The organism is Pseudomonas sp. NFACC37-1 (assembly GCF_900101575.1).
GTDB classification, from domain to species: Bacteria; Pseudomonadota; Gammaproteobacteria; order Pseudomonadales; family Pseudomonadaceae; genus Aquipseudomonas; species Aquipseudomonas fluorescens_AA.
In genome coordinates this window covers 96,517-122,902 of sequence record NZ_FMUZ01000017.1, presented here as the reverse complement: position 1 = coordinate 122,902, position 26,386 = coordinate 96,517, and the positions used below count along the sequence as shown (strand labels likewise).

Sequence of the window (26,386 nt, the reverse complement as noted above, 5' to 3'; positions counted from 1 at the left end):
CCCCAACTCCACCACAGCCTCCCGCTCAGCCAAACCCTCCACCAAATACACACTCCCCCCCAAAATGTCCTTGGCATGATGCTTGGCCTGGGAGGCCAGTTCCGCCAGTTGGCTGGCATCCAGTTTCTCGCAGGCCTCGGCGCGCAGGTGCACCACCCCAATCGACAGCGACAACAACGCGAATTCCTGGCGAACCCCTTGCCGATTCAGTGCGGTAAAGCATCCCGCCTCCAGATGTTCAGGCCGATAGAAGCGCCGGCAATGGGTCTGGAAGTCGCTCAGCAATTGGTCCAGGCGTTTGCGCCAGTCTTCCGGGCCGAGGACCAGCAGGAAGTCGTCGCCGCCGATGTGGCCGACGAAGTCGCGGCTGGGGTCGATGCGTTCGTTCAGGCATTGGGCCAGGCACAGCAGGACTTCGTCGCCGCGGCCGTAGCCGTAGATATCGTTGAAGGGCTTGAAGCTGTCGATGTCCACGTAGCAGATCATCGATTCCTGCCGTTGTTGCAGCAGGCGCGTGAGGCATTGCTGGATCGGGACGTTGCCCGGCAGCAGGGTCAGTGGGTTGGCGTAGCGGGCCTGTTGGATTTTCAGCTCGGTGATGAGCTTGAGCACGTCGATCACCCGGCCCAGGCCCAGGTAGCCGCCGTTGAGGGTGATGATGAAGTCTTCTTCGATGCGTTGTCGGGCGCGGCTGGTGATCAGGCGGCTGACTTGTTGCAACGATTGGTTCAACTCCACCGCCAGAAAGTCATCGCTCATCAGCCGGCTGATGGGTTTGCGGGCGAACAGGTCGGTGGCGAAGGGTTTGAGCAAGGCGTCGGAGAGTGAATGGCGATGGACGATACCGCAGGGTTGGTTCTGATTGTCCAGCACGGCCAGGGAGTTGAGGTTGGCCTGGCGCCTAAACGCTTCCAGCACGGTGGCGGTCGGTGTGTTGTGAGCCATCGCCGGTTGTTCGTTGAGCAGCGCACTGAGGTCGTTGATCTCATCGCTCAGCGCCGCCACGCCGCTGTCCTGCCTGGGCATCAGCGCCCGGGCATCGCGTGACGGTTGTTCCTGGGGGCGGGCCAGCAGATAACCCTGGACCAGGTCGACGCCCATTTCGATCAGCACCGCCAGTTCTTCCGGCAGTTCGATTCCCTCGGCAATCACCTGGGCGCGGGAAGCCCGGGCGATTTTCAGGATCGAGCCCACGAACTCGCGCTTGAGGGCGTCCTGATGGATGCCGTCGATGAAATGCCGGTCGATCTTCACATAGTCGGGTCGCAATTCTGACCACAACCGCAGGCTCGAATAACCGGCGCCGAGGTCGTCCAGGGCAATCGAGAAACCCATGGCCCGGTAGTGATGCAGGGCGGTTTGCAGGAGCTGGAAGTCATCGATAGGGGTCTGTTCGGTCAGTTCGATCACCACCTGGCTGGGTGCGATGCCGAAATCCTGCAGCAATTGCAGCGTGCGCCCCGTCTGGTGTGCGGATTCCAGCAGGGATTCGGGCGAGACGTTGAGAAACAGCTTGCCCGGCAGTTTTTGCTCGTTGAAGCGTTGGCAGGCGCTGCGGCGGCAGGCCAGCTCCAGCTCGCTGAGGCGTCCGGCCTGGCGCGCCACGGAGAGCAGCGCGATGGGCGAGTGCAGCGGGCTGTTGGAAGGGCCGCGGGTCAAGGCTTCGTAGCCCACGATGCGCCGTTCGGAAAGGCAGATGATCGGTTGGAACAGACTGTGCAAACCGCTTTGAGCCAGGATCGAACTCAAGGCACTCAGCTGTTCTGTCGTGGTCATGGCAATCTCGGGCGATAAAAAAAGGACCGGGTGCGGGGCACCCAGTCCTGTATTTCACGACAGACTGATGTCAGTTTGATGACACTCCGACGAGCATCACCATTAAATGGCCATCATCTTAGTGCTTGGCGATCGCCGTATTGAGTTTCAGGTAATCCAGCAGGATCCGCCCGGTCTCGCTCAGGTAGGCATCGTCTTCCGGCTTGGTCTTCTCCGGCTCGGTGATCAGGTCTTCGTCTTCTTTCTTCAGCTCTTTGAGCGGTTCTTCGCCCTTGGCCTTGCGACGCAGGTTTTCCATGGCCAGTTGCTTGGCCTCGATGTCGGCATGCTGCGCACGACGGTCGGCTTCGTTGAGGGTGACGGTTTTCTCCATCATCAACTTCTGCGCCAGGGCCAGCTTGTCGCGGATGAACACGAACTCCGCATCCTGGGCCGAGCGCGCGTCGTGGTCGGACTTGAGTTGGGCCAGGAACGGCTTGAACGGGTCCACGGCCGGTTTGATCGCCGGCCGGATGGTGTCCCACGGCATGGCTTCGGGCAGGGCGCTTTCACCGATTTCCTTGGTGTCGATGATCGACGGGTAATCGATGTCAGGCAGTACGCCCTGGTGCTGGGTGCTCTGGCCGGACACCCGGTAGAACTTCGCCAGGGTCAGCTTCAGCTCGCCGTGGTTGAGCGGCTGGATGGTCTGCACGGTGCCTTTGCCGAAGGTCTGGCCGCCGATGATCAGTGCCCGGTGATAGTCCTGCATGGCGCCGGCGAAAATCTCCGAGGCCGAGGCCGACAAGCGGTTGACCAGCAAGGCCATCGGCCCTTTGTAGAACGCGCCCGGGTTTTCGTCTTCCAGCACATCCACTCGGCCATCGGCGTTACGCACGAGCACGGTCGGGCCCTTGTCGATGAACAGGCTGGTCAGCTCGGTGGCTTCCTGCAGGGAGCCGCCGCCGTTGTTGCGCAAGTCGATGACCACGCCGTCGACCTTTTCCTTCTGCAGTTCGGTCAGCAGCTTCTTGACGTCGCGAGTGGTGCTCTTGTAGTCCGGATCCCCGGCGCGGAAAGCCTTGAAGTCCAGGTAGAAAGCCGGGATCTCGATGATGCCGAGCTTGTAGTCCTTGCCGTCCTGCTTGAGATTGAGAACCGATTTCTTCGCCGCCTGTTCTTCCAGTTTCACCGCTTCGCGGGTGATGGCCACGACTTTGCTGGTCTGGTCGTTCGGCGCGTTGCTGGCCGGGATGACTTCCAGGCGCACCACCGAGCCTTTCGGGCCGCGGATCAGCTTGACCACTTCGTCGAGGCGCCAGCCGACCACGTCGACCATTTCCTTGTTGCCTTGGGCGACACCGATGATCTTGTCCGCCGGGCTGACCTGTTTGGTTTTGTCTGCGGGGCCCGCCGGGACCAGGCGCACGATCTTCACCTGGTCGTTGTCGCTCTGCAGCACGGCACCGATGCCTTCCAGGGACAGGCTCATGTTGATGTCGAAGTTTTCCGCGTTATCCGGCGACAGATAGTTGGTGTGCGGGTCGTAGGACATGGCAAAGGTGTTGATGTACGCCTGGAAAATGTCCTCGGCGCGGGTCTGGTCCAGGCGCGCCAACTGGTTCTTGTAGCGCTTGGTCAGGGTTTCCTGGATCTGCTTGGGATCCTTGCCGGCGATCTTCATGCGCAGCACTTCGTCCTTGACGCGCTTGCGCCACAGGTCATCGAGTTCGGCTGTGCTTTTGAGCCAAGGGGCGTCCTTGCGGTCGACCTGCAAGGTTTCCTTGGTATTGAAATCGATTTTGTCGACACCCTTGTTCAGCTCGGCAAGGGCGTAGTCCAGACGCGCCTTCACGCGGTCCAGGTAGCGCTTGTAGATAGTGAACCCGGCGTTCAGGTCGCCGCTCTTGAGGAAATCGTCGAACTGGGTCTTCCACTTGTCGAATTCGGCGATGTCGCTGGCCAGGAAATAACTGCGGGACGGATCGAGCAGCTTCAGGTAGCTGTCATAGATGATGACCGAGCGCGCGTCATCGAGCGGCGGCTTGCTGTAGTGATGGCGCTTGAGCAATTCGACGACGTTAAGGCTGGCAATCACTTCGTCGCGATCGGGCTGAAGCTTGTCCCAGCTGTTGGCCGCGAACGTATCGTTCGACAACGGTAACAGGCCGAGGCCAATGACGAGCGCGAGGGCGGTGCTGGGGAACAGATGCTTCATGCTGATTCGACGCAGGGACAATTGATAACGCATATTAGGCCGTCTTTGAAGTCGCCGGTTCCATGTGGCCCGGGCGCATAATGCAAGAAAGCCCGGCGTTGAAGCAGCGGGCCCAGTCGAGACTCACTATGGAGGCACCGTGAAAGCATTGCAAGGCGTTGAAGGCCAAGTGGTATGGGCAGATGAGCCGAGCCCGACGTGTGATGTGGGGCAAGTTCGCATCCGTGTGGCGGCCGCCGGCCTGAATCGGGCCGATTTGTTGCAAAAAGCCGGGCTTTACCCGCCGCCACCCGGCGCCAGCCAAGTGTTGGGGCTGGAGTGTTCCGGGGTGATCAGCGAGGTCGGGCCGGGCTCGTCCTGGCAGGTGGGCGACCGCGTTTGCGCGTTGCTGGCCGGCGGTGGAATGGCCGAGGAGGTGGTGGTCGATGGCCGGCATGTGCTGTCGGTGCCGGAGGGCTTGTCCTTGGCTGAAGCGGCCGGGCTGCCTGAGGTCTACAGCACCGCGTGGCTGAATCTGTTCCAGCTGGCGGCGCTCAAGCCGGGCGAGAAAGTGCTGCTGCACGCCGGGGCCAGCGGCGTCGGCTCGGCCGCGATCCAGCTGTGCAAGGCGTTCGGCAACCCATGCTGGGTCAGTGTCGGCTCCGCTGATCGTCTCGCCTATTGCGAGGCCCTGGGCGCCCAAGGCGGGGTGGTACGCACCGATGGCCTGGAGGGTTTGAACGACCTCGGTCCCTTCGATGTGATCCTCGATCCGGTGGGTGGCAGCTACGCCAAACTCAACGTGAAACTTTTGTCAGTTGACGGCCGTTGGGTGTTGATCGGCCTGATGGGCGGGCGCTCGACCGAGCTCGATCTGGCCCAGGTGCTGGGCAAGCGTATCCAACTGCTCGGCTCGACCCTGCGCAGCCGCGATGAGCAATTCAAGGCCGACTTGATCAGTGAGCTGGGGCAACAGGTGTGGCCGCTGTTTGCCGACAAGCGCCTGAGCCCGCAGTTGGCCCGGACCTTCGCGATCAAGGACGCCGAGGCGGCGTTCGCGGAGCTGGCGACCAATCAGGTGTCGGGCAAGTTGGTGTTGCTGATCGATGAGAACCTGAGCTGATTTTGCGCAGACTTGTGGGAGCGAGCTTGCTCGCGATAGCGGTGTGACAGTCAACAAAGTTGTTGGGTGTGCGACCGTCATCGCGAGCAAGCTCGCTCCCACACCGGGCTGCTTATTTCCAGCTATGGATTGGCCACCCGGCCGATTCGGCATGGGCCTTCAACACCGGGTCCGGGTTCACCACGTGCGGGTGATCGACCTTGAGCAACAACGGCAGGTCGTTGCGCGAGTCGGAATAGAAACTCGCGCCTTCCAGGTTCTCCTCCTCGGCATCCAGCCAATCCAGCAACCGCGCGATCTTGCCTTCGCGGTAGGTCAGGGTGCCCACGGTCTTGCCGCTGTACACGCCATGGGCCACTTCAAGCTCGATCGCCAGGATCTCATCGATACCCAGGCGTTCGGCAATCGGCTTGACCAGGTGCGTGCCCGAGGCCGAGATCACCAGGATCCGGTCGCCGGCCTTGCGGTGTTCGGCGATGGTCTTGGTGGCGTCGCTGAAGATGATCGGTTCGATGAAGTCTTCCACCCACGGCGCCACCAGGTGCTCGATTTCTTCCGGTGTGCGGCCGATCATCGGTTCCAGGCTGAAGTCCATGTACTCTTCCATGCTCAGCTTGCCGTGGCTGTAGGCATCCATCAGCTCGTTGTTGCGCCGCATGAACGACTCGGGATCGACCCAGCCCAGGCGACCCATCTGTTCGCTCCAGAGGGTGGCGCAGTCGCCGTGGATCAGGGTTTCGTCCAGATCAAAAATTGCCAGGGCCATCAACGTGTTTCCCTTTTCAAGATCAGCTTCAAAATCAACAAAGCCATCAGGCTACCTCACACAGCGCCGATGGATCGATGGAAAGTGCCAACCGTGCGCCATCGGGGTGCAGGTCGGCGGCTGAGCGGTTGAGCACATCCACCACCAACTCCACGCCACGGGCCTCGACCCGGTAGCGGATGACGTTGCCCAGCAGGCTGTGGCTGCGGATCAGCGCATCGGCCTGGCCGCTGCGGCTCAGTTCGATGGCCTCGGGGCGGATGGCGATGCGACCGTTCACCGGCCGCTGCAGCAGTTTGCTCGCGCTGTCGGCGTCCAGCAGGTTGTAGTTGCCGATGAAGCCGGCGGCAAAGACATCGACTGGCGCAGTGTAAAGGGTTTCGGCATCGCCGCTTTGTACGATCTTTCCCTGGTTCATCAGGAAAATCCGGTCAGACATGGTCAGGGCTTCTTCCTGGTCATGTGTGACGAAAATCGTGGTCAGGCCCAATTCACGCTGGATCTGTCGGATCTGTTCACGCAAGTGCTTGCGAATCCGCGCATCCAGGGCTGACAGCGGCTCGTCCAGCAGCAACAGGCGCGGTCGCGTGACCAGGGAGCGGGCGAGGGCGACACGCTGGCACTGGCCGCCGGAGAGTTGATGGGGATAGCGGGCGGCAAAATCGTGCAGCTCCACCAGGCGCAGAATCTCCAGCACGCGTTGGCGACTGTCCGAGGCGTCGACCTTTTGCATGCGCAGGCCGAAGGCGACGTTTTGCTCCACGGTCATGTTCGGGAACAAGGCGTAGCTCTGGAAGACCATGCCGATGCCGCGTTTCTGAGGACTCAGCGGGACGATGTCCTGTCCGTCGAGGATGATCTGGCCGGCATCCACTGCGGTCAGGCCGGCAATGCAGCGCAACAGCGTGGACTTGCCGCAACCGGAAGGGCCGAGCAGGGTGACGAATTCGCCCTTGGCGATCTCGCAGTTGATGTCGCTGAACACCGGGGTGCCGGCATAGCTTTTTTGCAGGTGTTGGACGCTGACGTAGCTCATTGGCTTTTGTCCTTGTTCAAGATATTGGCCGCCCAGGTCAGGACCAGTACGAAGAAGAAATAGGAGATCACCAGCGCACTGGTGAAGTGGCCGCTGCTGTTGCGCATGTTGTTCAGGTAGACCTGCAGGGTTTCATAGCGGGTGCCGACGAGGATGTTGGCAAACACGAATTCGCCGAACAGGAACGAGAAGGACAGCAGCAGCGCCACCATCAGGCCCTTGCGCAGGTTTGGCAGCACCACCAGGAACGCGGCCTGGAAAGTGCTGGCGCCAAGCAGTTGGGCGGCGTCCATCAGGTCGCGCAGGTTGATGGCTTGCAGGTTGTTGGTGATCGCCCGGTACATGAACGGCAGGGCGACGGTGAAGTAGCAACCGATCAGGATCCACGGCGTACCGACCATCGCCAGCGGCCCGGAGCCATAGAGTTGCAACAGCCCCACCGACGACACCACGGGCGGCACCGCGAACGGCAACAGGATGAGGATGTTCATCAGTGCGTCGAGTTTGGGGAAGTGGTAGTGCACCACGAACAGCAGCGGCAGGATCAACACCACCGAGAGCACCAGCGCACCGACACAGACCAGCAACGATTGACCGAAGGCGTGGAGAAAGCGCGGATCGCTCCACAACTGCACATACCATTTGAAGGTGAAGCCGCTGGGCAGCACGGTGGCCGACCAACTGCTGGCGATGGAGTAGACCAGCGTGCCGGCCAGGGGCAGCAGCAGGATGGCGAACAGCAGGTACACCACCGCCCGATGATAGAGCCCGACGGAGCCCGGTTCAGCGCGAGACATGGTAGCTCCTCTTGAGCAGCAACTGATGGACGATGGTCACCACGGTCATCAACGCCACCAGCACCACGGCCAGGGCACTGGCCAGGTTCGGGTCGAGGGAAATGTCGCCGGAGACCATGGCGGCGATTCGGATCGGCAGCACGTTGAAGTTACCGGTGGTCAACGCGTAGACCGTGGCATAGGCACCGAGGGCGTTGGCCAGCAGGATCACGAAGGTGCCCAGCAGTGCCGGGGTCAGCACCGGCAAGCCGATGTGCCGCCAGAACTGCCAGCCGCTGGCGCCGAGCAACTCGGCGGATTCGCGCCAGTCTTCGCGCAGGGCGTCGAAGGCCGGGTAGAGCAGCAGCACGCCGAGGGGAATCTGGAAGTAGGTGTAGAGAATGATCAGCCCGGTTTTCGAATACAGGTTGAAATCCTCGATGATCCCCGCCTGCTTGAGCATGATCGTGATGCTGCCGTTGAACCCCAGCAAAATGATGAAGGCGAAGGCCAGGGGCACGCCGGCGAAGTTACTGGTCATGTTGGCGAAGGCATTGACGAAGTTGCGCAGCCGCGAATCCACACGGCGCAGTGAGTAGCTGCCGAGCACGGCGATGACGATGCCGAACACACTGGACCAGAAGCTGATCTCCAGGCTGTGCTGGATGGCTTGCAGGTAGAACTTGGAATTGAAAATCTTGCTGAAGTTGGCCAGGCCCCAGCCGAACTCTTCCGATTCCAGGCTGTTGACCAGCACCCAGAGCAACGGGGCGATCTGGAACACGATGAAGAAAATCGCGAAGGGCACCAGGCACAACGCTGCCAGCCATTTGCCGCGCGTCATGGCGTTCACTTGAGTAACTCCTGGCAATAGGGTTTGTCGTGGTCGATGCCGAGCAATTGGCAAATGGTGCCGCACAGCTCGGTCTGCTTCGGTGCGGCAGCGGGATCGAAACTGAAGCTGTCACCCAGGACGAACAGCGGAACTTCCCGTTCTTCGGCCAGCAGGCCGTTGTGGGAGCGGTCGTTGTTCATGCCGTGGTCGGAGGTCACCAGCACCTGGTAACCGGCGTCGAGCCAGGCTTGCAGGTAGACCGCCAGGTTGATGTCGGCCGAGCGGGCACTGTTGCGGTATTGCGGGGTGTCGAGGCCGTGCTTGTGGCCGGCGTCGTCGATATTCATCGGGTGCACCAGCAGGAAGTTCGGCAAGTAGCGCTGACGCAGGTGTTCGGCGTCGGCGAACAGATGGGAATCGGGGTAGTGGTCGTTCCAGTAGAAATGCCCGTATTGAATCGGCAGGTCGGGATTGTCGGTGTGACGGTCGCGACCGGCCACGAAGGGTGAAGCGTTGTAGAGTTCGCTGACCCAGTGGTACGCCGCAGCCGCTGTGCTCAGGCCGGCCTGGGTGGCGTAGTGGAAAATGCTGCGCTGGTTCGACAGGCGCGTGACGTTGTTGTGCACGATCCCGCTGTCGATGGGCACGACGCCGGTGAGGATGCATTCGTAGAGTGGGCGGGACAGGGCGGGCAACTCACATTCCAGTTTGTAGAGGGCCGCGCGTCCTGCGCTAACGTAAGCCTGCAAATGCCCCATGGCATGCCGGGCGACCTCATGGTTGAGACCGTCGAGCACCACCAGGATGACGTTGTGCTTCATGGATACCAGGACTCCGGATGGACACCAGAAAACTCGGACTCACCGCAGATCCAATGTGGAGCGAGCTTCTGTGGGAGCGAGCTTGCTCGCGATGAAGGCGACACGGTTCAACAGCAATACCGTGTCATCGTTTATCGCGAGCAAGCTCGCTCCCACAGGGCCTGCCCCCACAATTGGATTGCCAGTGGATATCCGAGCGGGTCTGACTACCGCCTCACTTCATCTCGACGATGACTTGTTCATTCCACGCCTGCGGCAGTGCCTTGGAAGTCTTCTCCCACGCATCCGCATCCTTGATCGGGGTCACGCCTTTGTACTGCTCGTTCGGCAGCAGCTTGGCCTGGACCTCCTCCGGCAGTTTCAGGTGCTCGGCGCGGATCGGACGGGCGTTGCCCTTGGCCAGGTTGATCTGGCCGGCGTCGCTGAAGATGTACTCGCGGGCCAGCTTGGCGGCGTTCGGGTGCTTGGCGTATTTGTTGATGATGGTGGTGTAGCCGGAGATGACCGAGCCGTCGGACGGAATCAGCACGACGTAGTCATCCGGGTTGGCCATCTTGGCCTTGTAGCTCAGGCCGTTGAAGTCCCAGACCACACCGACTTCGACTTCACCTTTTTCCATCGTGGCGATGGTCGGGTTGGCCATGGACAGGCGCCCTTGCTTGGCGATCTCGGCAAACATCAACAGGGCCGGCTGGAGGTTCTTCTCATTGCCCCCGTTCGCCAGGGCCGCCGCCAGCACGCCGTTGGCGGCCTGTGCCGCGGTGCTTACGTCGCCGATGGAAACTTTGTATTTGCCGGTCTTCAGGTCAGCCCATTTGGTCGGCACTTCGGAACCGTGCAGCAGCTTCTTGTTGACGATGAAGGCGATGGTGCCGGTGTAGGCCAATGCCCAGTTGCCGTCCTTGTCCTTGGCCCAGGCGGGCACTTGTTCCCAGGTGCTTGGCTTGTAGGGCTGGACCACGCCCTGCTTGACCGCGATCGGACCGAACGCCGCCCCGACGTCGCCGATGTCGGCACTGGCGTTGTCTTTTTCGGCGGCGAACTTGGCGATTTCCTGGGCCGAGCTCATGTCGGTGTCGATGTGTTTCAAGCCGTACACCTTGGCCAGGTCGTCCCAGGTGCCTTTCCAGTTTGCCCAGTCATCGGGCATGCCGACACTGTTGACGGCGCCTTCCGCTTTCGCAGCGGCTTCCAACGTTTTCAGATCGGTGTCAGCGGCCATGGCGGCGGTGCACATGGCAATGGTCGAGCCTAACAGTGATGCCAGGAAAAGCTGTTTCATCCGAAGCTCCTATGGCGTTTTCAACGCTGCGATTGCGGTTGTGTTGGTCTAGGTCAGCAATACCTGAGCCAATGTAGGCGAGCCCTGTGACATTTTGATGTCGGTGTCGGGGGCTCCCGGAAATACCCGGCTCGCGGAGGTTGGCTGCGAATTAAGCGTAGACCATGGTTAAACAGCTGATCTGAAAGGACTTGGCCGTTAATTTGCACGCTGGCAAAACGACCGTTCGGCGGCTCTGTCATCTGCCAGTCATGAGCAGTGCCTAGGCTTGCTGGACCCAGAAACGGATCAATGAACCGTCGATCCTGCCCCGAAACAGTGCTGGTCTAGTCCAGATAGGTAACGTTGATGCGCATCGATGCAACCAAAGCGGTGACAGCCATCGGACAGGTCCTGCAAGAGCAACTCGACCATGGGTTGCTGGCGCCCGGCAGCAAGTTGCCGGCCGAGCGCAAGCTCAGTGAATTGTTCGGGACCACGCGGATTACCGTGCGTGAGGCGTTGTTGCAGCTCGAAGCCCAGGGGCAGATCTATCGGGAGGAGCGCCGCGGCTGGTTCGTCTCGCCGCCGCGCCTGGCCTACAACCTGATGCAGCGTAGCCATTTCCACGCCATGGTTGAGGCCCAGGGGCGTGTGCCTTCTACCCAAGTGATCTCGGCGCGCCTGCAACCGGCTTCGGCGGCTGTGTGTGCCTGGTTGCAACTGCCGGCGCTGTCCAGCGTGATCCAGATCTGCCGCGTGCGCCGTATCGATGAGCGCCTGGTGCTGTATGTCGAGCACTACCTGAACCCGCAGTATTTTCCGGACATCCTGGAGTTCGATCTCAACCAGTCCATCACCGAGTTGTACGCCCGCCATTACGACCTGCACTACGGCCGAGTGAAGTTCGAAATCGTGCCCACTTCTTTACAGCCGGAAGCGGCAGCGGCGTTGAGGGTTTCGGCGGGCAGCCCCGGGCTTCGCATCGCACGGGTCAACTATGACCAGCACCAGCGGCTGATTGACTGCGACCTGGAGTTCTGGCGACACGACGCGATCCATGTCGGAGTGGATGTGCCCGCGCAACCGTCTGCTTGAGGTGAACTCAGGCTGACTCGTTGAGCTTGGCCAGGATCCTGAATAACACCGTGGCGAGGATCAGCAGCATGCCGATCCACATAGCGAAGACCCCGACGTTCTTGTCGCGGAAGTTGAAGCCGATGGCCAGCAGGATCATGCCGGCGATGATGGGGACCAGCATGGCGTTGAACGACGATATGGAAACCATGGAGACGGCCTTGTCGGGGAGGATAAGGCCAGTCTAGTTGGGGTTTTGCCGGGTTGTGGTGATGTGTGTCACATCACCCGCGATCCTGAGGAGAACACTGTTGTGGCGAGGGGATTTATCCCCGCTGGGTTGCGCAGCAACCCCCTACGCCTACCGGATAATCGCGGTGGTTGGTGAGTTCTGGGACTGCTTCGCAGTCCAGCGGGGATAAATCCCCTCGCCACAAGAGCCTGCATGTCTCTGGTCCAAATAGGTTTAGCGGTTATGGCAACTCGCGAGAGGCGTAGAACGCGCTCAGCACCTTCACCAGATGCGCCAGGTCATGGCTGCCGCACAGTTCGCGGATCGAATGCATAGCGAAGGTCGGCAAACCGATGTCCACGGTGCGCACGCCCAGCTGGCTGGCGGTGATCGGGCCGATGGTCGAGCCGCAGCCCATGTCGCTGCGTACCACGAAGCTCTGCACCGGCACTTCTTCGGCCATGCACAGGTGACGGAAGAACCCGGCGGTTTCGCTGTTGGTGGCGTAGCGCTGGTTGCTGTTGACCTTGATCACCGGACCGGCGTTGAGCTTGGGGCCGTGGTTGGCGTCGTGCTTGTCGGCATAGTTGGGGTGCACGCCGTGGGCGTTGTCCGCCGACACCAGCAGGGATTTCTGAATGGTGCGGACGAACTCTTCACCTTCAGGCAGCAGGCGACGCAGGGTTTGTTCCAGCATCGGGCCGTCGGCGCCACAGGCCGAGCACGAGCCAACTTCTTCGTGATCGTTGCACACCAGTACGCACGTTTCTTCGGTGTCGGCGTTCAGCAAGGCTTGCAGGCCGGCGTAGCACGACAGCAGGTTGTCCAGGCGCGCGCCGGCAATGAAGTCGCCGTGCAGGCCAATGACCGCGGCGCTTTGGGTGTCGTAGAAACTCAACTCGTAATCGAGCACCACGTCCGCATTCAGGCCGTGTTCCCGGGCCAGTTGATCGGTGAGCACGGCACGGAAGTCGACGCGCTCGTCACCGGCGAACTGGGCAAGGATCGGCGGCAGTTCGTTCTGCGGGTTGATGGCCCAGCCCTGGTTGGCTTCGCGATTGAGGTGGATGGCCAGGTTCGGAATCGTGGCGATCGGCGCCTTGAAATCGATCAACTGGCTTTCGACCTTGCCATCGCGGCGGAAGGTCACGCGCCCGGCCAGGGACAGGTCGCGGTCGAACCACGGCGCCAGCAGTGCGCCGCCGTAGACTTCCACGCCCAACTGCCAGAACCCGTGGCGTTGCAGCTCCGGCTGTGGCTTGACTCGCAGGCAAGGGCTGTCGGTGTGGGCGCCGACCAGGCGAATGCCGTCGTGCAGCGGTGAGTTGCGGCCGAGCTTGAAGGCGATGATCGAGGAATCGTTGCGCGTGACGTAGTAGCGACCGTTGGCCTCGGTGGCCCAGGTCTCGCGCTCGTCAAGACGCTGATAACCGGCCGCCTCCAGGCGCTTGGCCAGGCTGGCGGTGGCATGGAACGGGGTAGGGGAGGCCTTGAGGAAGTCGATCAGGCCTTGGTTCAACTCTGCGCGCATAAGTCACTCCAGACAGCGATGGGCGGGAGTTTACCCCATCGACCGCCTGCGTTGCAGGCCCAATCCCCCGTCGTGGATTGTTCCACGGCCCCGCCATCGATCAGCCCGAGGCCGTGATCCGCTTGCGCAAGTGCGCCATGATCAGGGGCTTGTCTTGTGTCTTGGAAGGTTCCGGCAGGTGCCGCGGCCAGTACTCCAGTTGGCCGAATAGCTGTTGCTGGTGTTTCGGGTCCAGGCGAAGGATCTCCCGCGATGCCGAATCCCACCAATGGTGCCGACAGAGGTTGTAGTAAGGGTGCTCTGGTGCCGCGCTGCCATACAGCAGGTCGCGACCGATCCTGTGCAAGGGGCCGCTGTGATTGCGCAACTGCCATTTGATCTTCAGCCGCCGCCAGGCCGACGGAAAAGGCCGGGTGCGCGGAACGTCGTGGCAACGCTCCACCAATTGTGTATTGAACGCCTCGCCGTGCTGGGCAAAGAAGTGCGCTTGCATGGTGTGGAAGAAGCGCTTCTCGGCGAAGTAGTGATAAACGTGCTTGTTGGTTTCGCTGATGGCCTGGTTGCGCAGGGTGAATGAAATCGCGATCTGTTCGATGGTGTGGATGTCGAAGCCACCTTCGGTCCACTCATCGATCAGTCCGACGGCCTGGGCCAGCAGCGCGCCGTCTTTGTCCGTCACACCGCATAACCCGCTGTTGTAGAGCTTGAAACGGTTGTCCGGGGTGATGCCGTGGGCGCGCAGGCGCGTGCCCAGCTTGAGGTAGTCCTCGCGCTTGCAGACATAGTCCCAGTGGTATTCGAAGCTGTCCATCAGGTACTGCCCTGGCTGGATTTGCTTGAACAGCAGGTCGGGATCGGACAGGAACAGCGTGTCGGTGTCGACGAACAGGGTCTTCTCCGCCAGCGTCAGGCCGGCCGCGATGGCACAGGCCTTGCGTCGGTGAATGTAACCGTTGTTGCCTTGCCACTCGGCCAGCAACTGCGGGCTCAGCGCGAGGGTTTCGACTGGCCAGCCGCGATAATCCTCAGGCCGGTCGGTCAGGATCCTGATGCTGGGCAGGGTCGCCGGATTGCCGTGGGCCAGGGCGGTGAGGATGCTGAACTTGGCTTCGTGGCGATAAGCGTCCTTGTCGCCGTAGATCAGGTAGAGCAATTGGTGGCGGACTTTTTTGACGGGTGTTTCCTGAAAATCAATAACCTGCATGCCAAGCCTTTATCGGATGAAGCCATTTTTAACGGATCTAGAACGGTGCCGGGCACTCGAAGCGCAAGCGCTCGCCGCTTTGCGGATGGGTGAAGCTCAGCATGCTGGCGTGCAGGCACAGGCGTGGCCAGGCGGCGAGGGCCTGCGGATGGGCGTAGAGCCCGTCGCCCAGCAGCGGGTGACCGATGGACAGCATGTGTACGCGCAATTGGTGCGAGCGCCCGGTGATCGGCGTCAGCTCGACCCGGCACCAGTCGCCGCAACGTTCCAGTACGCGCCAGAAGGTCAGGGCGTGTTTGCCGTGTTCATAGTCCACCACATGCCGGGGTTTGGTCGGCGGGTCGTAGCGCAAGGGCAGGTCGATGCTGCCACTGTCCAGCTCCGGTTGGCCCCAGCACAACGCGGTGTAGGCTTTTTCGGTTTCGCGATCATGAAATTGCCTGGACAGTTCGCGATGGGTGTCCGGGTCACGGGCCAAGAGGATGATGCCGGAGGTTTCCCAGTCCAGTCGGTGCACGATTCGCGCTTCCGGATAGCCGTTTTCCTGCAGGCGGGTGATCAGGCAATCTTTGTTGTCGTCGGCCCGGCCGGGCACGGAAAGCAACAGGGTCGGCTTGTCGACCACCAGGACAGCGGCGTCCTGATGAATGATGCGGATGTTGGACAGGGGCATTGAAAACAGTCTCGTTACAAACGCCAACGGCGGCTCGGGCCCTTCTCGAACCCAAGGGTGGGAGGAGAAGGACCCGAGCCGCCGTGGCTCCCGCCGGGGCGATCAGCGATCCGGCAGGGTGATATTGAGTTCCAGGATCGAGCAGCTGCCCTGGCTTTCCAGCGCCACATGCACGTCATCGCTACCGATGTTGACGTATTTGCGGATCACTTCCACCAGTTCCTTCTGCAAGGCTGGCAGGTAGTCAGGGGTGCTGCGTTGGCCGCGTTCGTGCGCCACGATGATCTGTAGACGCTCTTTCGCGACCGAGGCGGTACTGGGCTTTTTGTTGGCACGAAAGAAGTCAAAAAGGTTCATTACCTACCTCCAAACAGGCGCTCGAAGAAACCTTTCTTCGTTACATCGAGGAAACGATGCTCCACGGTCTTGCCCAGCAGGCGATCGACGGCATCGCTGTATGCCTGGCCGGCATCGCTCTGGTCGTCGAGAATCACCGGCACGCCGGAGTTGGAAGCCTTGAGTACCGCCTGGGATTCCGGAATGACCCCCAGCAGGGTGACCGCGAGAATTTCCTTGACGTCTTCGACGCCCAGCATCTCGCCATCGCTGACCCGTTGCGGGTTGTAGCGGGTCAGCAGCAGGTGTTCCTTGATCGGCTCTTCGCCCTTTTCGGCGCGGCGGGATTTGCTCGCCAGCAGGCCCAGCATGCGGTCGGAGTCACGGACCGACGACACTTCCGGGTTGGTCACGACAATCGCTTCGTCGGCGAAGTACATGGCCAGGTGGGCACCTTTCTCGATACCGGCCGGGGAATCGCAGACCACGAATTCGAAGTCTTCCTTGAGTTGCATCAGGACCTTTTCCACGCCTTCCTGGGTCAGCGCGTCTTTGTCGCGGGTCTGACTGGCGGCCAGCACGTAGAGGTTCTCAAGGCGCTTGTCCTTGATCAGGGCCTGTTGCAGGTTCGCTTCGCCGTTGACGACATTGACGAAGTCGTAGACCACGCGACGCTCGCAACCCATGATCAGGTCCAGGTTACGCAAACCGACGTCGAAGTCGACGATGACTGTCTTGTGGCCGCGCAGAGCGAGGCCGGTACCGATAGCGGCGCTGGTGGTGGTCTTACCCACACCACCCTTGCCGGATGTAACCACGAGAATCTTGGCCAAGGTGTTTCACCCCTAAGGAAAAAGGGACTTTGTCAGCCCCTGAAAAACATCTCTGGAAAACCGTTGCAATTGGACAGGCTTGGCTGGAATCGGCTGTCGGGCGGGGTCTACCTCCGGTAAACACTGCCAGATCCTTTTTCCTACGTCGTTTAAGCCGTTTTCGCTCGTTTTAGAGATGCTTGGAAAATGCGGCAGTATCCGTTAAAGCCGAATGATGTTCAACACGTCGCCCGACAGGCTGATCTGAACGCCGGCCCCCCACAACGGGTCGCGACGCAAATCCTCGGAGACCTTGTACTGCCCGGCGATGGAAACCAGCTCAGCGCTCAATTGCTGACAGAAGATCCTGGCTTTGGTATCACCCTTGACGCCGGCCAGCGCTCGACCGCGCATCGGGCCGTATACATGGATGTTGCCATCGGCCAGAAGTTCCGCCCCCGGGCTGACCGACGACACGATGACCAGATCGCCGCCCTGGGCATAAATCTGCTGCCCGCCGCGCACTGGCGTGGTGATGACCCGCGTTGGCTTGATGGTGGGCTCCGGTGGTTTTTCCGGGGCTTTCTTCGTTTCGGCCGGGCTCAGTTCCAGCACGCGTTCCCGGGCGCCGGACGGCGGTAGCACGGGAATGTCCACGGCGATGGCGGCGGCGATGTCTTCGATGCGGCTGGCGCGGATCGCCAGGGTGCGCAGACCATGCTGGCGGCAAATGCGCATCAGGCCTGGCAGATCCACTGAGCCTTCGCCGGCCGGCAGCTTGTCCAGGGCCAGCACCAGGGGGGCATTGCTGAAGAAGTTCGGGGCCTGGGCGACTTTCGCCGCCAGTTGCCGGTCAAGGCTCTCCAGGTCGTTGCGGGCCAGTTCCAGCACCGTAATGGCGAGCATGCTGCCCTTCAGCTGGAACACGGGATCTTGGTCTAGCGGTTCGGTTTGGCTCATGGTCGGCGTACAACGGCTTGTCACTAAAAGTGCCGAGACTTATAACGAGATCGTCCGCCAGCCGCAACCCGGGTCGAACAATGTAGAATGCGCGGCCCATGTCTTAATGGAAGCTGTAATGGATCGCCCGCGTTTTCGAGCTGCTTTTTTTCATCCGCGTTTCTGGCTGCTGTGGTGCGGCCTGGGGCTGTTGTGGCTGATCGTGCAATTGCCTTATCCGTTATTGCTGCGGGTCGGTCGTGCATTGGGGGCGCTGATGTACCGGGTGGCTGGCGACCGACGGCGCATTGCCCGTCGCAACCTGGAACTGTGTTTCCCGGAAAAGAGCGCTGCCGAGCGCAAGCGTCTGCTCAAGGAAAACTTTGCCTCCACCGGCATCGCCTTTTTCGAAATGGCCATGAGTTGGTGGTGGTCGCGCTCGCGGCTGGCGAAACTGGCCCATGTCGAAGGGCTGGAACATCTCAAGCAGGCCCAGCGCGAGGGCAAGGGCGTGATCCTGATGGCGCTGCATTTCACCACGCTGGAAATCGGCGCGGCCTTGCTCGGCCAGCAGCACACCATCGATGGCATGTACCGCGAGCACAAGAACCCGTTGTTCGACTACATCCAGCGCCGGGGCCGTGAGCGCCACAATCTGGACTCCCTGGCGGTGGAGCGTGACGATGTGCGGGGCATGCTCAAGCTGCTGCGGGCCGGCCGGGCGATCTGGTATGCGCCGGACCAGGACTACGGCGCCAAGCAAAGCGTGTTCGTGCCGCTGTTCGGCATCCAGGCCGCGACGGTCACCGCCACCACCAAGTTCGCCCGCCTGGGCAAGGCGCTGGTGGTGCCTTTCACCCAGGAGCGCCTGGCCGATGGCAGCGGTTATCGCCTGGTGATCCAGTCTCCGTTGAAGGATTTCCCAGGGGAGACCGAGGAAGCCGATTGCATCCGCATCAATCAATGGGTCGAGCAGTCGGTGCGCGATTGTCCCGAGCAGTACCTCTGGGCCCACCGGCGCTTCAAGAGCCGTCCACCGGGCGAGCCCAAGCTGTACGACAAACGCGGCTGAGTTTTTTGATATCACCTTGAGCACGGAGCATTGCGATGACCCCAGCTGAACCGGTTACAGGTTTGATTCTTTCCGGCGGCGGGGCTCGGGCGGCGTATCAGGTGGGGGTATTGGCGGCGATTGCCGAATTGCTGCCCGACGGGGCGGATAACCCGTTTCCGGTGATCGTTGGCACCTCGGCCGGGGCGATCAACGCGGTCAGCCTGGCGAGCGGGGCGATGGACTTCAAGACCGCCATCGAACGGCTGACGGCGTTCTGGCAAGCGGTACGCAGCCATCAGGTCATGCGCAGCGACTGGCGCGGCGTGATCGCCCAGGCGACGCGTTTCATTACCCACAGCCTGTTGGGCCTGGGGGCCAAGTTGCCGGTGGCGCTGATCGACAGTTCGCCGCTGCGCGAACTGCTCCAGGCCCAATTCCACGCCTCGGGTATCGAGCAGTCCATCGTCGAACAGCAATTGCGGGCGGTGGCGGTGACGGCATTCGGTTATGAATCCGGCCAGGCCGTCACTTTCTACCAGGGACGCGGGACCATCGATGCCTGGCTGCGCCACCGGCGCATCGGTGTGCCGACACTGCTGTCGGTGGAGCATCTGCTGGCCAGCTCGGCGATTCCGCTGTTGTTCGCGCCGGTCAAGATCGGTCCGCAATACTTTGGCGACGGCGCGGTGCGGCAATCGGCGCCCATCAGCCCGGCCTTGCACCTGGGTGCCAATCGCGTGCTGGTGATCGGCGTCAGCGGCAACCCCCGTGGCGCCGGTGGCCAGGATCCTTCCGAGCGCAGCTACACCGGCCTGCAACCGACCCTGGCGCAGATCGGCGGCCATATGCTCAACAGCACCTTCATCGACAGCCTGGAAAGTGACATCGAGTTGCTTCAACGCTTGAATGGTTTCAGCCACCTGCTGCCCGATGATGTACCGGCCCATGCCTTGGGCGCGGCGCCGGTGGAGGTATTGGTGATTTCGCCAAGCCAGCCGATCGATGAAATCGCCGCTCGCCATCGTCAGGAACTGCCCCGTGCGTTGCGGGTTTTCTTGCGTGGGCCGGGTGCGACCAAGACGAGTGGCGCGGGGGTGCTGAGCTACCTGTTGTTCGAGGCGGGGTATTGCAGCGAGCTGATCGAGTTGGGACGCCAGGATGCACTGGCGCAGCGCGAGGCGTTGAGTCGGTTTTTGGGGTTGACTCAGGGATGAGTCCATCTTGAGCCCCTGTGGGAGCGGGCTTGCTCGCGAAAGCGGTGGATCAGCTTGCACTGATATTGAATGTTCAGTCGCCTTCGCGAGCAAGCCCGCTCCCACAGGGATGTGTGGCGGGCCTGAGACTGAGTCAGATCAGAAATGGTACTTGAGCAAGAAGCTGGTGTTGCTCTGGTTGGTCTTGAACCCTTCGCTGTCTTCGATCCCGTATTTGTTCTTCCAGTAGTCATACTCCACGCCCACATACAGCTGCTTGGCGCCAAGCTTCAAGGCCTTGCCCAGGTCATATTTGATCTGCGGGTTGATGTGCAGGTTGGCGTGGTAGGTGCCCTTGTCGTTGGTGTCGTTGTCCACCACCCAGTCGATGAAACCGTCGATCAGGATGTCGGAAGAACCCACCGGTACGGTGTAGGCCCAGGCCGGGGTGATCTGCCAGACGTTGTCGCCGGCGCGCGGGCCTTCGGTCTGGCGGTTGTAGAAGTTCAGCTGGAAGTAGTCGAAGCCGGGAATCGCCAGGTCGAAGCCCGGGCCGATCAGGTAGGACTCGTTGTCGCCTTCACCGAATTCATAGGTCATGGCCAGCAGCACATCCTTGATCGGACCCAGTTCCAGCTTCTGGTCGAAGATCTTGCCGAACGACAGGCGTGGGCTGAACTCGCCGTAGTAGGTATTCGGGCCGGACTGGCTGTCGTCCTGGCCGTTGTAGAAGATCCGGTCGAGGAAGAAGAAGTTGTCCCCGTATTTCCAGGCATCGGCGTGTTCGAAGGTCACGGTCTGCTGGATACGCGGGTTGACCTGGAAATCCTTGCCATACAGGTAGGTCAGGCTGTTGTTCTGCCATTGGAACAGGTCGTCGGCCATCGCCTGGCCTGCGACCAGCAAGGAGCCTGCGAGTATCAGGCTGGTGCACGTACGTTTCATTCGGTTTGCTCCCAAAGGTAAGTGGTACCGCTTTTTTTCAGGTCAGCGCTCTGGTGTGGCGCCTTTTTCCATGGATTAGAAAACATCCGTTCGGTCAGCTTTTTGAGCGTGGCGAATGCTGATAGCAAGCGCTGAGCCAAGTCCGGAAAAAATCGGAAATGGCTTGCCCTGCGGTTTTTTGATCAGTCGGAAAAGCTGTTTTCAGGGGCGCGTCATGTCCGCCAACGCCGCAACAAGTTGGCGGTCTGGTCAGGATCGGAAGGGATTTTGTTGTAGGCCTGCCTCAAACGGCCGCGCAGGATACGGGCTTGCCTCGAAGGGCTCAAGTGCCCTGTAACAGCGCATGGGCGGCGAATTTGGGGCTTGATGGCGGGGCTTGGTCATCGGGTGCTTTCCTCTTGTTCTTATTGTCGAGGCGCAGGCAGTCGCTGACGGGGGACCGGTGGTGTGCCGGTCGACCTGTCAGCGGTATGACGATTAACGGTGTTGGAGCGCGTGGCTCAGTTGGTGCGCGCGCCCTGGTTGATCCACGCGCCGATCAGGTCGCGTTCCTGCTGGGTCATCTGCGTGATGTTGCCCAGCGGCATGATCTGGCTGGTCACGGCTTGGGCCTGGATGCGCGCGGCTTGTTGCTGGATCTGCTGCGGCGTGTCGAACATCACCCCGCCCGGCGCGGCACTGAACAGCGGGCTGGTGGGCTTGGCCGAATGGCAGACCGAGCAGCGTTCCTGGATCACGCTGTGGACCTTCTCGAACGAGGGACCCTGGGCGTTGGCGGCCTGAGTGGGCGCCGAGGCCGGTGCGGCGGGGGCGGTCGCCGGTTTCGCGCCGCCGCCCACTGCCGTTTCCGGCAACGGTTGGTACTCGATCACGCCGGGTGCCTTGGCCACATCCGGTGCGCTGGGCATGGGTTTGGGGCCGGTGACATAAGCCAGGCAGATCATCGCCAGGGCGCCGACCGGCAGCGTCCAGGCAAACCGGTTGCTGTCATGGCGCGTGTTGAAGTAATGCCGCACCAACACTGCCGCCACGGCGATACCGGCCAGGATCAACCAGTTGTACTGGCTGCCGTAGGTGCTCGGGAAGTGGTTGCTGATCATGATGAACAGCACCGGCAGGGTGAAGTAGTTGTTGTGGCGCGAGCGCAGCAGGCCCTTGGCCGGCAACGCTGGATCGGGGGTGCGGTTCTCGGCGATGGCCGCCACCAGCGCGCGCTGGGCCGGCATGATGATGCGGAACACGTTGCCCACCATGATCGTGCCGATGACCGCCCCGACATGCAGGTAGGCACCGCGACCGCTGAACACCTTGCTGAACCCGTAGGCTGCGGCGATCAGCAGCACGAACAGGATCAGGCCGAGCAAGGCAGGGCGCTTGCCCAGGGCCGAGTCGCAGAGAAAGGAATAGACGAACCAGCCGACGAACAACGAGCCGATGCCCAAGGCGACGCCTTCGGGGCCGCTCAGGCCGCTGCCGGGCGCCAGCAGGTAGACGCTCGGGTTCCAATAGAACACCACGCACAGCAAGGCGATGCCTGACATCCAGGTGAAGTAGGCTTCCCATTTGAACCAGTGCAGGTTGTCCGGCATGGACGGTGGTGCAAGTTTGTATTTTTCCAGGTGGTAGATGCCGCCACCGTGGATCGCCCACAGGTCGCCGGCCAGGCCACTCCTGGGGTTGACGCGATTGAGGTTGTTTTCCAGCCAGACGAAGTAGAACGACGCGCCGATCCAGGCCACGCCAGTGATCATGTGAACCCAGCGTACGCTCAGGTTCAGCCATTCCAGCATATGTGCTTCCACAGTCTTTACCTCTCGCCCGTCACGCTTGTCTGCGCGTGATCGGACCTTCTCTTATTGGTGGGGGGCGAGGATTAGAAATTCATCCTCTTGGAAAAAATGCTCATCGCAGTTGTTGCCTGTGCCACTGCGATCAACCACCAGGAAGTCATCCCGCTTTTCGATCGTCAGCACCGGGTGGTGCCAGACGCCGCGATGGTAATTAATGCCCTGCCTGCCGTTGGTGACGAAGGCGCGGACCAAGCCTGATACAGGTGCATCGCCAAGTGGCGCGACCACGATCAGAAAGGGGTTGCCGAGCAGCGGAATGAAGGCCTGGCTGCCCAGCGGATGGCGCTCCAGCATGCGCACGGTCAACGGCATCTCCAGCGCGTCGGCGCGGAAGATGCTGATGATCGCCTGATCGTCCGGCGTAGCGGTTTGCACCGTCGCCAGGCGATGGAAGCGCATGGTCGAACCGTTGTTGATCATGAAGTGATCGCTGCCGTCGGTTTCGATCACGTCACCGAACGGGGCGAAGGCTTCTTTGGTCAACGGTTCGATCTTGAGTGTGCGCATGCTGGTCTTCTTAATCTTTTAGATTTGATCGTTCCCACGCTTTGCGTGGGAACGCCTCACCGGACGCTCCGCGTCCGCTTTGTGACGCAGAGCGTCACGGGATGTATTCCCACGCAGAGCGTGGGAACGATCATGGTGCTACTTCGCTACCTTGCCCAGCACCCGCAGGCGACTCACGCCACCATCCGGGAACACATTGAGGCGGATGTGGGTGATCGGCCCCAGTGCCTTGATCTGCTCGGCGAAGGTGTGCTCGGCGTGCATCTCCAGCTTCTGGCTCGGCAGCAATTCGCGCCAGAACAGCGACTGGGTTTCGATCTGGCTGTCGGTGCCGCCCTTGACGAACGCGCCCTGGATCGAGCAACTGTCGGGGTAGTTGCCTTTGAAGTGCAGGGTGTCGACGATGACTTTCTCGACCTCGCCGGCATGGCCCAGGGCGACGATCACCCAGTCATTGCCCGGGGTACGACGACGGGCGGTTTCCCAGCCATCGCCCATGTTCACGCCACGACCCGGGTTGAGGATATTGCTCATGCGGCCGAAGTGCTCGTCGGAGCAGGCCAGGGCGCGACCACCGTTGAGGGCGGCGGCCAGGTCGATCTGTTCGTTGTCGCCCACGGCCGACCAGTCGCGGTACGGAATACCGTAGACCCGCAAGCGTGCCACGCCGCCATCGGGGTAGATGTTGAAACGCAGGTGGCTGAAGGCCTGGTCGTTGCTGATTTCGTGGTAGTGGTGGCTGTTGCCTTGCAGCTCGACGGCCGACAGCACTTCAGTCCACTGGGTGTTTTCGTCCGGCTCGCCTTCGGTCAGGAAGCAGGCTTCCAGGGAGGCTGATGGTGGGTAGTTGCCGGTGAAGAATGAGGTGTCGATGTCCACGCCCTTGATCGAGCCCGCCACACCCAGGCGGATCACCGCGCTGTCGTAGCCTTCGAAGCGCTTGCGCCGCGATTCCCAGCCGTCCATCCACTTGCCGTTATCATCGAACACGCCCTCCTTCCACACGGCCGGGGTCGGCTGGAACAGGCGGTTGGCGTCGGCGAACCAGTCATCGGTGACCGAGATGATCTTGGTGCCCAGGCGGGCGTCGGCCAGGTTGACGAACTTCTCGAAGGGTACGGCGTAAGCTTTCATTCTTCTTGTCTGCCTTTAAATAAGTTGGCTGGGGATGCTTGCAGGTTCCAGGGTTCAGGACTGCTCGCTAAAGGGTCAGTAATCGGAACAACGCGATCTTGTTGATCTCTGCCAGGGCGCATTTGAATTCGGCGTCTGCCGAGTGATGGATGCGCGTTTCGAACGCCGCGAGGATCTGGTGCCGGTTGCTGCCTTTTACCGCCATGATGAAGGGAAACTTGAACTTGGCCTTGTAGGCGTCGTTCAGCTCGGTGAAGCGTTGAAACTCTTCGGCCGTGCATTGGTGAATACCGGCGCCGGCCTGTTCGTTCGTGCTGGCTTCGGTCAGTTGGCCCTGGACGGCGGCTTTGCCGGCCAGGTCCGGGTGGGCGTTGATCAGCGCCAGTTGGCTGGCGTGATCGGCGCTCAACAGGATGTCGCTCATGCGCTGGTGCAGGGTCTCGATCTCGTCGATCGAGGGATCCTGGCCCAGGTCAAACGCCTTTTCGGCGACCCAGGGCGAGTGTTCGTAGATATCGGCAAAAGCCCGGACGAAGGCTTCACGGCTCAAGGTGGAAGGCTTGAGGGTCTGGAAGGCGGTCATTTCGAGGCTCCTGGATTCGAAGCCCCTTGGTACGGGTGGGCCTGCTGCCAGTGGCGGGCGATATCGACACGACGGCTGAACCAGACGTGTTCATGGCCTTTGACGTATTCGAGGAAGCGCTTGAGGGATGCCAGGCGCGCAGGGCGGCCAATCAGCCGGCAATGCAGCCCGATGGACAGCATCTTCGGCGCCTCGGCACCTTCGGCATACAGCACGTCGAAAGCGTCCTTGAGGTACTGGAAGAAATCGTCACCCTTGTTGAAACCCTGCACCTGGGTGAAGCGCATGTCGTTGGTGTCGAGGGTGTAGGGAATCACCAGGTGCGGCTTGCCGTTCGGGGTGTTCGGTTCCCAGTAGGGCAGGTCGTCGTCGTAGGTGTCGCTGTCATAGAGGAAACCGCCTTCCTCCATCACCAGCCGGCGGGTGCTCGGGCCGGTGCGGCCGGTGTACCAGCCCAGCGGGCGCTCGCCTGTGATTTCGGTGAGGATGCGGATCGCTTCGAGCATGTGCTCGCGCTCCTGGGCCTCATCCATGTATTGGTAGTCGATCCAGCGATAGCCGTGGCTGCAGATTTCGTGACCGGCGGCGACCATGGCGCGAATCACGTCCGGATGCCGTTGGGCGGCCATGGCCACGGCGAAGATGGTCAGCGGGATGTCGAACTCCTTGAACAGCTTGAGGACCCGCCAGACACCGGCACGGCTGCCATACTCGTACAGCGATTCCATGCTCATGTTGCGTTCGCCCTGCAGCGGTTGCGCAGCGACCATCTCCGAAAGGAACGCCTCGGATTCCTTGTCGCCATGCAGGACGTTACGCTCGCCACCTTCTTCGTAGTTGAGCACGAAGGACAAAGCGATGCGGGCATTGCCCGGCCATTGGGGATGGGGAGGGTTATTGCCGTAACCGATCAGGTCGCGTGGGTAGTCAGCGCTCACTGCAGTTTTCCTTCTTGTTCGAACCATGTGGGTGGCGCCCTGATGATGAAATACAGGCTGGCGTCACGACGATGGATTGATTGTATACAACTTTATGCGCGATTTGTAAGCCTGATTTTCTGCATTTTTCACTGCTGCCCCTGGCTTGTCTACACTGCAAGAAACCTGCCCACTTGGTCAGTGAATCGTCAGGAGGATCTTGTATTCATTTGGTTTGCTTGAGGCCGAGGCCGGCGTGCCGATGCGCAGCCCATGGGCTGAATGTTTATTTTTTATTGTGTACAATTTTCTTTTAAAATGTCTTAATTATCTCATCGCCGTGGCGTTTCGTGCTCCGAAACGGTGCGGCCTGTCTTTCAACTGATTCAGGAGGCGTCGTGCCGGACTGCCCCGCAGCGAGGCGCGCACAAGCAATGGGACGTTTGACTACTCACGTTTTGGATGCTGCACATGGCTGCCCGGGCAACGCGATCAAGATCGAGTTGTACCGGGTGGAGGGCTCGCAATTGCAGCTGGTCGCCAGCGCGCAGACCAACAGCGATGGCCGTTGTGATGCACCGTTGCTGCAAGGGGAGGACTACCGTTCGGGCGTCTATCAATTGCAATTTCACGCTGGCGATTACTATCGCGCCCGCGGCGTGCAACTGCCCGATCCGGCGTTTCTGGATGTGGTGGTGCTGCGCTTCGGTATTTCGGCCGAGCAGGAGCATTATCACGTGCCCCTGCTGATTTCGCCCTACGCCTATTCCACCTATCGAGGCAGTTGATCCCCCAAGCAGCTGCCTCTCCTGGAAGCGACTGCGCATGG

The 26,386-nt window shown here is 61.1% G+C and carries 26 protein-coding genes; 5 read left to right on the top strand and 21 right to left on the bottom strand.

Annotated features, from left to right (window positions below; translation table 11 throughout):
* Together BLP82_RS18435 and BLP82_RS18430 are read right to left on the bottom strand one after the other, a co-directional pair.
* Nucleotides 1-1,776 (bottom strand): bifunctional diguanylate cyclase/phosphodiesterase (locus tag BLP82_RS18435; RefSeq protein WP_092171185.1); only part of this gene is annotated, 1,776 nt, incomplete at its 3' end.
* A 118-nt stretch (nt 1,777-1,894) separates the two neighbouring features.
* On the bottom strand, nt 1,895-3,973 hold the full coding sequence (locus BLP82_RS18430) for a carboxy terminal-processing peptidase (protein WP_170842340.1): 2,079 nt from the start codon (nt 3,971-3,973) through the stop codon (nt 1,895-1,897).
* Nucleotides 3,974-4,112: 139 nt separating this feature from the next.
* On the opposite strand from BLP82_RS18430, the gene BLP82_RS18425 reads away from it, so the two are divergent.
* Nucleotides 4,113-5,075 (top strand): zinc-binding dehydrogenase, encoded by a 963-nt coding sequence (locus BLP82_RS18425; RefSeq protein ID WP_092171176.1) that lies wholly within the window; start codon nt 4,113-4,115, stop codon nt 5,073-5,075.
* 112 nt (nt 5,076-5,187) lie between these two features.
* Here the strand turns inward: BLP82_RS18425 and BLP82_RS18420 are convergent, their stop codons facing one another.
* The 6 genes from BLP82_RS18420 to BLP82_RS18395 form a co-directional block, all read right to left on the bottom strand.
* Nucleotides 5,188-5,841: an HAD family hydrolase gene (locus tag BLP82_RS18420; protein WP_060741106.1), complete on the bottom strand. Its 654-nt coding sequence runs from the start codon at nt 5,839-5,841 to the stop codon at nt 5,188-5,190.
* A gap of 46 nt (nt 5,842-5,887) precedes the next feature.
* Nucleotides 5,888-6,877, bottom strand: coding sequence for an ABC transporter ATP-binding protein (locus BLP82_RS18415; protein WP_060741107.1), 990 nt, complete (start codon nt 6,875-6,877; stop codon nt 5,888-5,890).
* Nucleotides 6,874-7,674: an ABC transporter permease gene (locus BLP82_RS18410; RefSeq protein ID WP_060741108.1), complete on the bottom strand. Its 801-nt coding sequence runs from the start codon at nt 7,672-7,674 to the stop codon at nt 6,874-6,876. Before BLP82_RS18410 ends, BLP82_RS18415 begins: the two co-directional genes overlap by 4 nt.
* Nucleotides 7,661-8,497 carry an ABC transporter permease gene (locus BLP82_RS18405; protein WP_170842339.1) on the bottom strand — a complete coding sequence of 279 codons (837 nt, stop codon included), beginning with the start codon at nt 8,495-8,497 and terminating at the stop codon, nt 7,661-7,663. Before BLP82_RS18405 ends, BLP82_RS18410 begins: the two co-directional genes overlap by 14 nt.
* A gap of 5 nt (nt 8,498-8,502) precedes the next feature.
* Nucleotides 8,503-9,309 carry an alkaline phosphatase family protein gene (locus BLP82_RS18400; protein ID WP_092171168.1) on the bottom strand — a complete coding sequence of 269 codons (807 nt, stop codon included), beginning with the start codon at nt 9,307-9,309 and terminating at the stop codon, nt 8,503-8,505.
* A 214-nt stretch (nt 9,310-9,523) separates the two neighbouring features.
* Nucleotides 9,524-10,591 (bottom strand): ABC transporter substrate-binding protein, encoded by a 1,068-nt coding sequence (locus BLP82_RS18395; RefSeq protein WP_092171164.1) that lies wholly within the window; start codon nt 10,589-10,591, stop codon nt 9,524-9,526.
* A 348-nt stretch (nt 10,592-10,939) separates the two neighbouring features.
* Between BLP82_RS18395 and BLP82_RS18390 the strand changes: the two genes are divergently transcribed.
* Nucleotides 10,940-11,668 carry a UTRA domain-containing protein gene (locus BLP82_RS18390; RefSeq protein WP_092171160.1) on the top strand — a complete coding sequence of 243 codons (729 nt, stop codon included), beginning with the start codon at nt 10,940-10,942 and terminating at the stop codon, nt 11,666-11,668.
* A gap of 7 nt (nt 11,669-11,675) precedes the next feature.
* Here BLP82_RS18390 and BLP82_RS18385 read toward each other — a convergent pair whose 3' ends face one another.
* The 7 genes from BLP82_RS18385 to minC all read right to left on the bottom strand — a co-directional run bounded on the left by BLP82_RS18385 (nt 11,676) and on the right by minC (nt 17,395).
* A complete protein-coding gene (locus BLP82_RS18385; protein WP_092171156.1) occupies nt 11,676-11,858 on the bottom strand; it encodes a hypothetical protein in 183 nt (60 codons plus the stop codon).
* Nucleotides 11,859-12,120: 262 nt separating this feature from the next.
* Nucleotides 12,121-13,410, bottom strand: coding sequence for a M18 family aminopeptidase (locus BLP82_RS18380; protein ID WP_014339686.1), 1,290 nt, complete (start codon nt 13,408-13,410; stop codon nt 12,121-12,123).
* 100 nt (nt 13,411-13,510) lie between these two features.
* Nucleotides 13,511-14,614: a hypothetical protein gene (locus BLP82_RS18375; RefSeq protein ID WP_092171151.1), complete on the bottom strand. Its 1,104-nt coding sequence runs from the start codon at nt 14,612-14,614 to the stop codon at nt 13,511-13,513.
* 37 nt (nt 14,615-14,651) lie between these two features.
* The gene (locus tag BLP82_RS18370; RefSeq protein WP_092171147.1) at nt 14,652-15,287 is read right to left on the bottom strand and encodes an RluA family pseudouridine synthase; all 636 of its coding nucleotides are present in this window, start codon (nt 15,285-15,287) and stop codon (nt 14,652-14,654) included.
* Nucleotides 15,288-15,389: 102 nt separating this feature from the next.
* Nucleotides 15,390-15,644 carry a cell division topological specificity factor MinE gene (gene minE / locus BLP82_RS18365; RefSeq protein WP_003179111.1) on the bottom strand — a complete coding sequence of 85 codons (255 nt, stop codon included), beginning with the start codon at nt 15,642-15,644 and terminating at the stop codon, nt 15,390-15,392.
* Entirely contained in the window at nt 15,644-16,456 is an 813-nt protein-coding gene (minD, locus tag BLP82_RS18360) for a septum site-determining protein MinD (protein WP_003179114.1), read from the bottom strand. Before minD ends, minE begins: the two co-directional genes overlap by 1 nt.
* 201 nt (nt 16,457-16,657) lie before the next feature.
* Nucleotides 16,658-17,395 carry a septum site-determining protein MinC gene (gene minC / locus BLP82_RS18355; protein WP_092171142.1) on the bottom strand — a complete coding sequence of 246 codons (738 nt, stop codon included), beginning with the start codon at nt 17,393-17,395 and terminating at the stop codon, nt 16,658-16,660.
* A 118-nt stretch (nt 17,396-17,513) separates the two neighbouring features.
* Here minC and BLP82_RS18350 point away from each other — a divergent pair, with 118 nt between their 5' ends.
* The gene (locus tag BLP82_RS18350) at nt 17,514-18,446 is read left to right on the top strand and encodes a lipid A biosynthesis lauroyl acyltransferase (protein ID WP_092171137.1); all 933 of its coding nucleotides are present in this window, start codon (nt 17,514-17,516) and stop codon (nt 18,444-18,446) included.
* A 35-nt stretch (nt 18,447-18,481) separates the two neighbouring features.
* Nucleotides 18,482-19,642 (top strand): patatin-like phospholipase family protein, encoded by a 1,161-nt coding sequence (locus BLP82_RS18345; RefSeq protein WP_092171134.1) that lies wholly within the window; start codon nt 18,482-18,484, stop codon nt 19,640-19,642.
* Nucleotides 19,643-19,780: 138 nt separating this feature from the next.
* Here BLP82_RS18345 and BLP82_RS18335 read toward each other — a convergent pair whose 3' ends face one another.
* The 6 genes from BLP82_RS18335 to puuE all read right to left on the bottom strand — a co-directional run bounded on the left by BLP82_RS18335 (nt 19,781) and on the right by puuE (nt 25,578).
* The gene (locus tag BLP82_RS18335) at nt 19,781-20,566 is read right to left on the bottom strand and encodes an outer membrane protein OmpK (RefSeq protein WP_092171125.1); all 786 of its coding nucleotides are present in this window, start codon (nt 20,564-20,566) and stop codon (nt 19,781-19,783) included.
* 500 nt (nt 20,567-21,066) lie between these two features.
* The gene (locus BLP82_RS18330; protein ID WP_092171121.1) at nt 21,067-22,368 is read right to left on the bottom strand and encodes a urate hydroxylase PuuD; all 1,302 of its coding nucleotides are present in this window, start codon (nt 22,366-22,368) and stop codon (nt 21,067-21,069) included.
* Nucleotides 22,369-22,419: 51 nt separating this feature from the next.
* Nucleotides 22,420-22,923: an ureidoglycolate lyase gene (locus BLP82_RS18325; RefSeq protein WP_092147750.1), complete on the bottom strand. Its 504-nt coding sequence runs from the start codon at nt 22,921-22,923 to the stop codon at nt 22,420-22,422.
* 138 nt (nt 22,924-23,061) lie between these two features.
* Nucleotides 23,062-24,057, bottom strand: a complete 996-nt coding sequence (alc, locus tag BLP82_RS18320; RefSeq protein ID WP_092171116.1) for an allantoicase — start codon at nt 24,055-24,057, stop codon at nt 23,062-23,064.
* Nucleotides 24,058-24,124: 67 nt separating this feature from the next.
* On the bottom strand, nt 24,125-24,640 hold the full coding sequence (gene uraD, locus BLP82_RS18315; RefSeq protein ID WP_072406513.1) for a 2-oxo-4-hydroxy-4-carboxy-5-ureidoimidazoline decarboxylase: 516 nt from the start codon (nt 24,638-24,640) through the stop codon (nt 24,125-24,127).
* Nucleotides 24,637-25,578, bottom strand: coding sequence for an allantoinase PuuE (puuE, locus tag BLP82_RS18310; RefSeq protein WP_092171113.1), 942 nt, complete (start codon nt 25,576-25,578; stop codon nt 24,637-24,639). Before puuE ends, uraD begins: the two co-directional genes overlap by 4 nt.
* Before the next feature lie 413 nt (nt 25,579-25,991).
* On the opposite strand from puuE, the gene uraH reads away from it, so the two are divergent.
* Nucleotides 25,992-26,345: a hydroxyisourate hydrolase gene (gene uraH, locus BLP82_RS18300; protein WP_092171104.1), complete on the top strand. Its 354-nt coding sequence runs from the start codon at nt 25,992-25,994 to the stop codon at nt 26,343-26,345.
* The last annotated feature ends 41 nt before the right edge of the window (nt 26,346-26,386 follow it).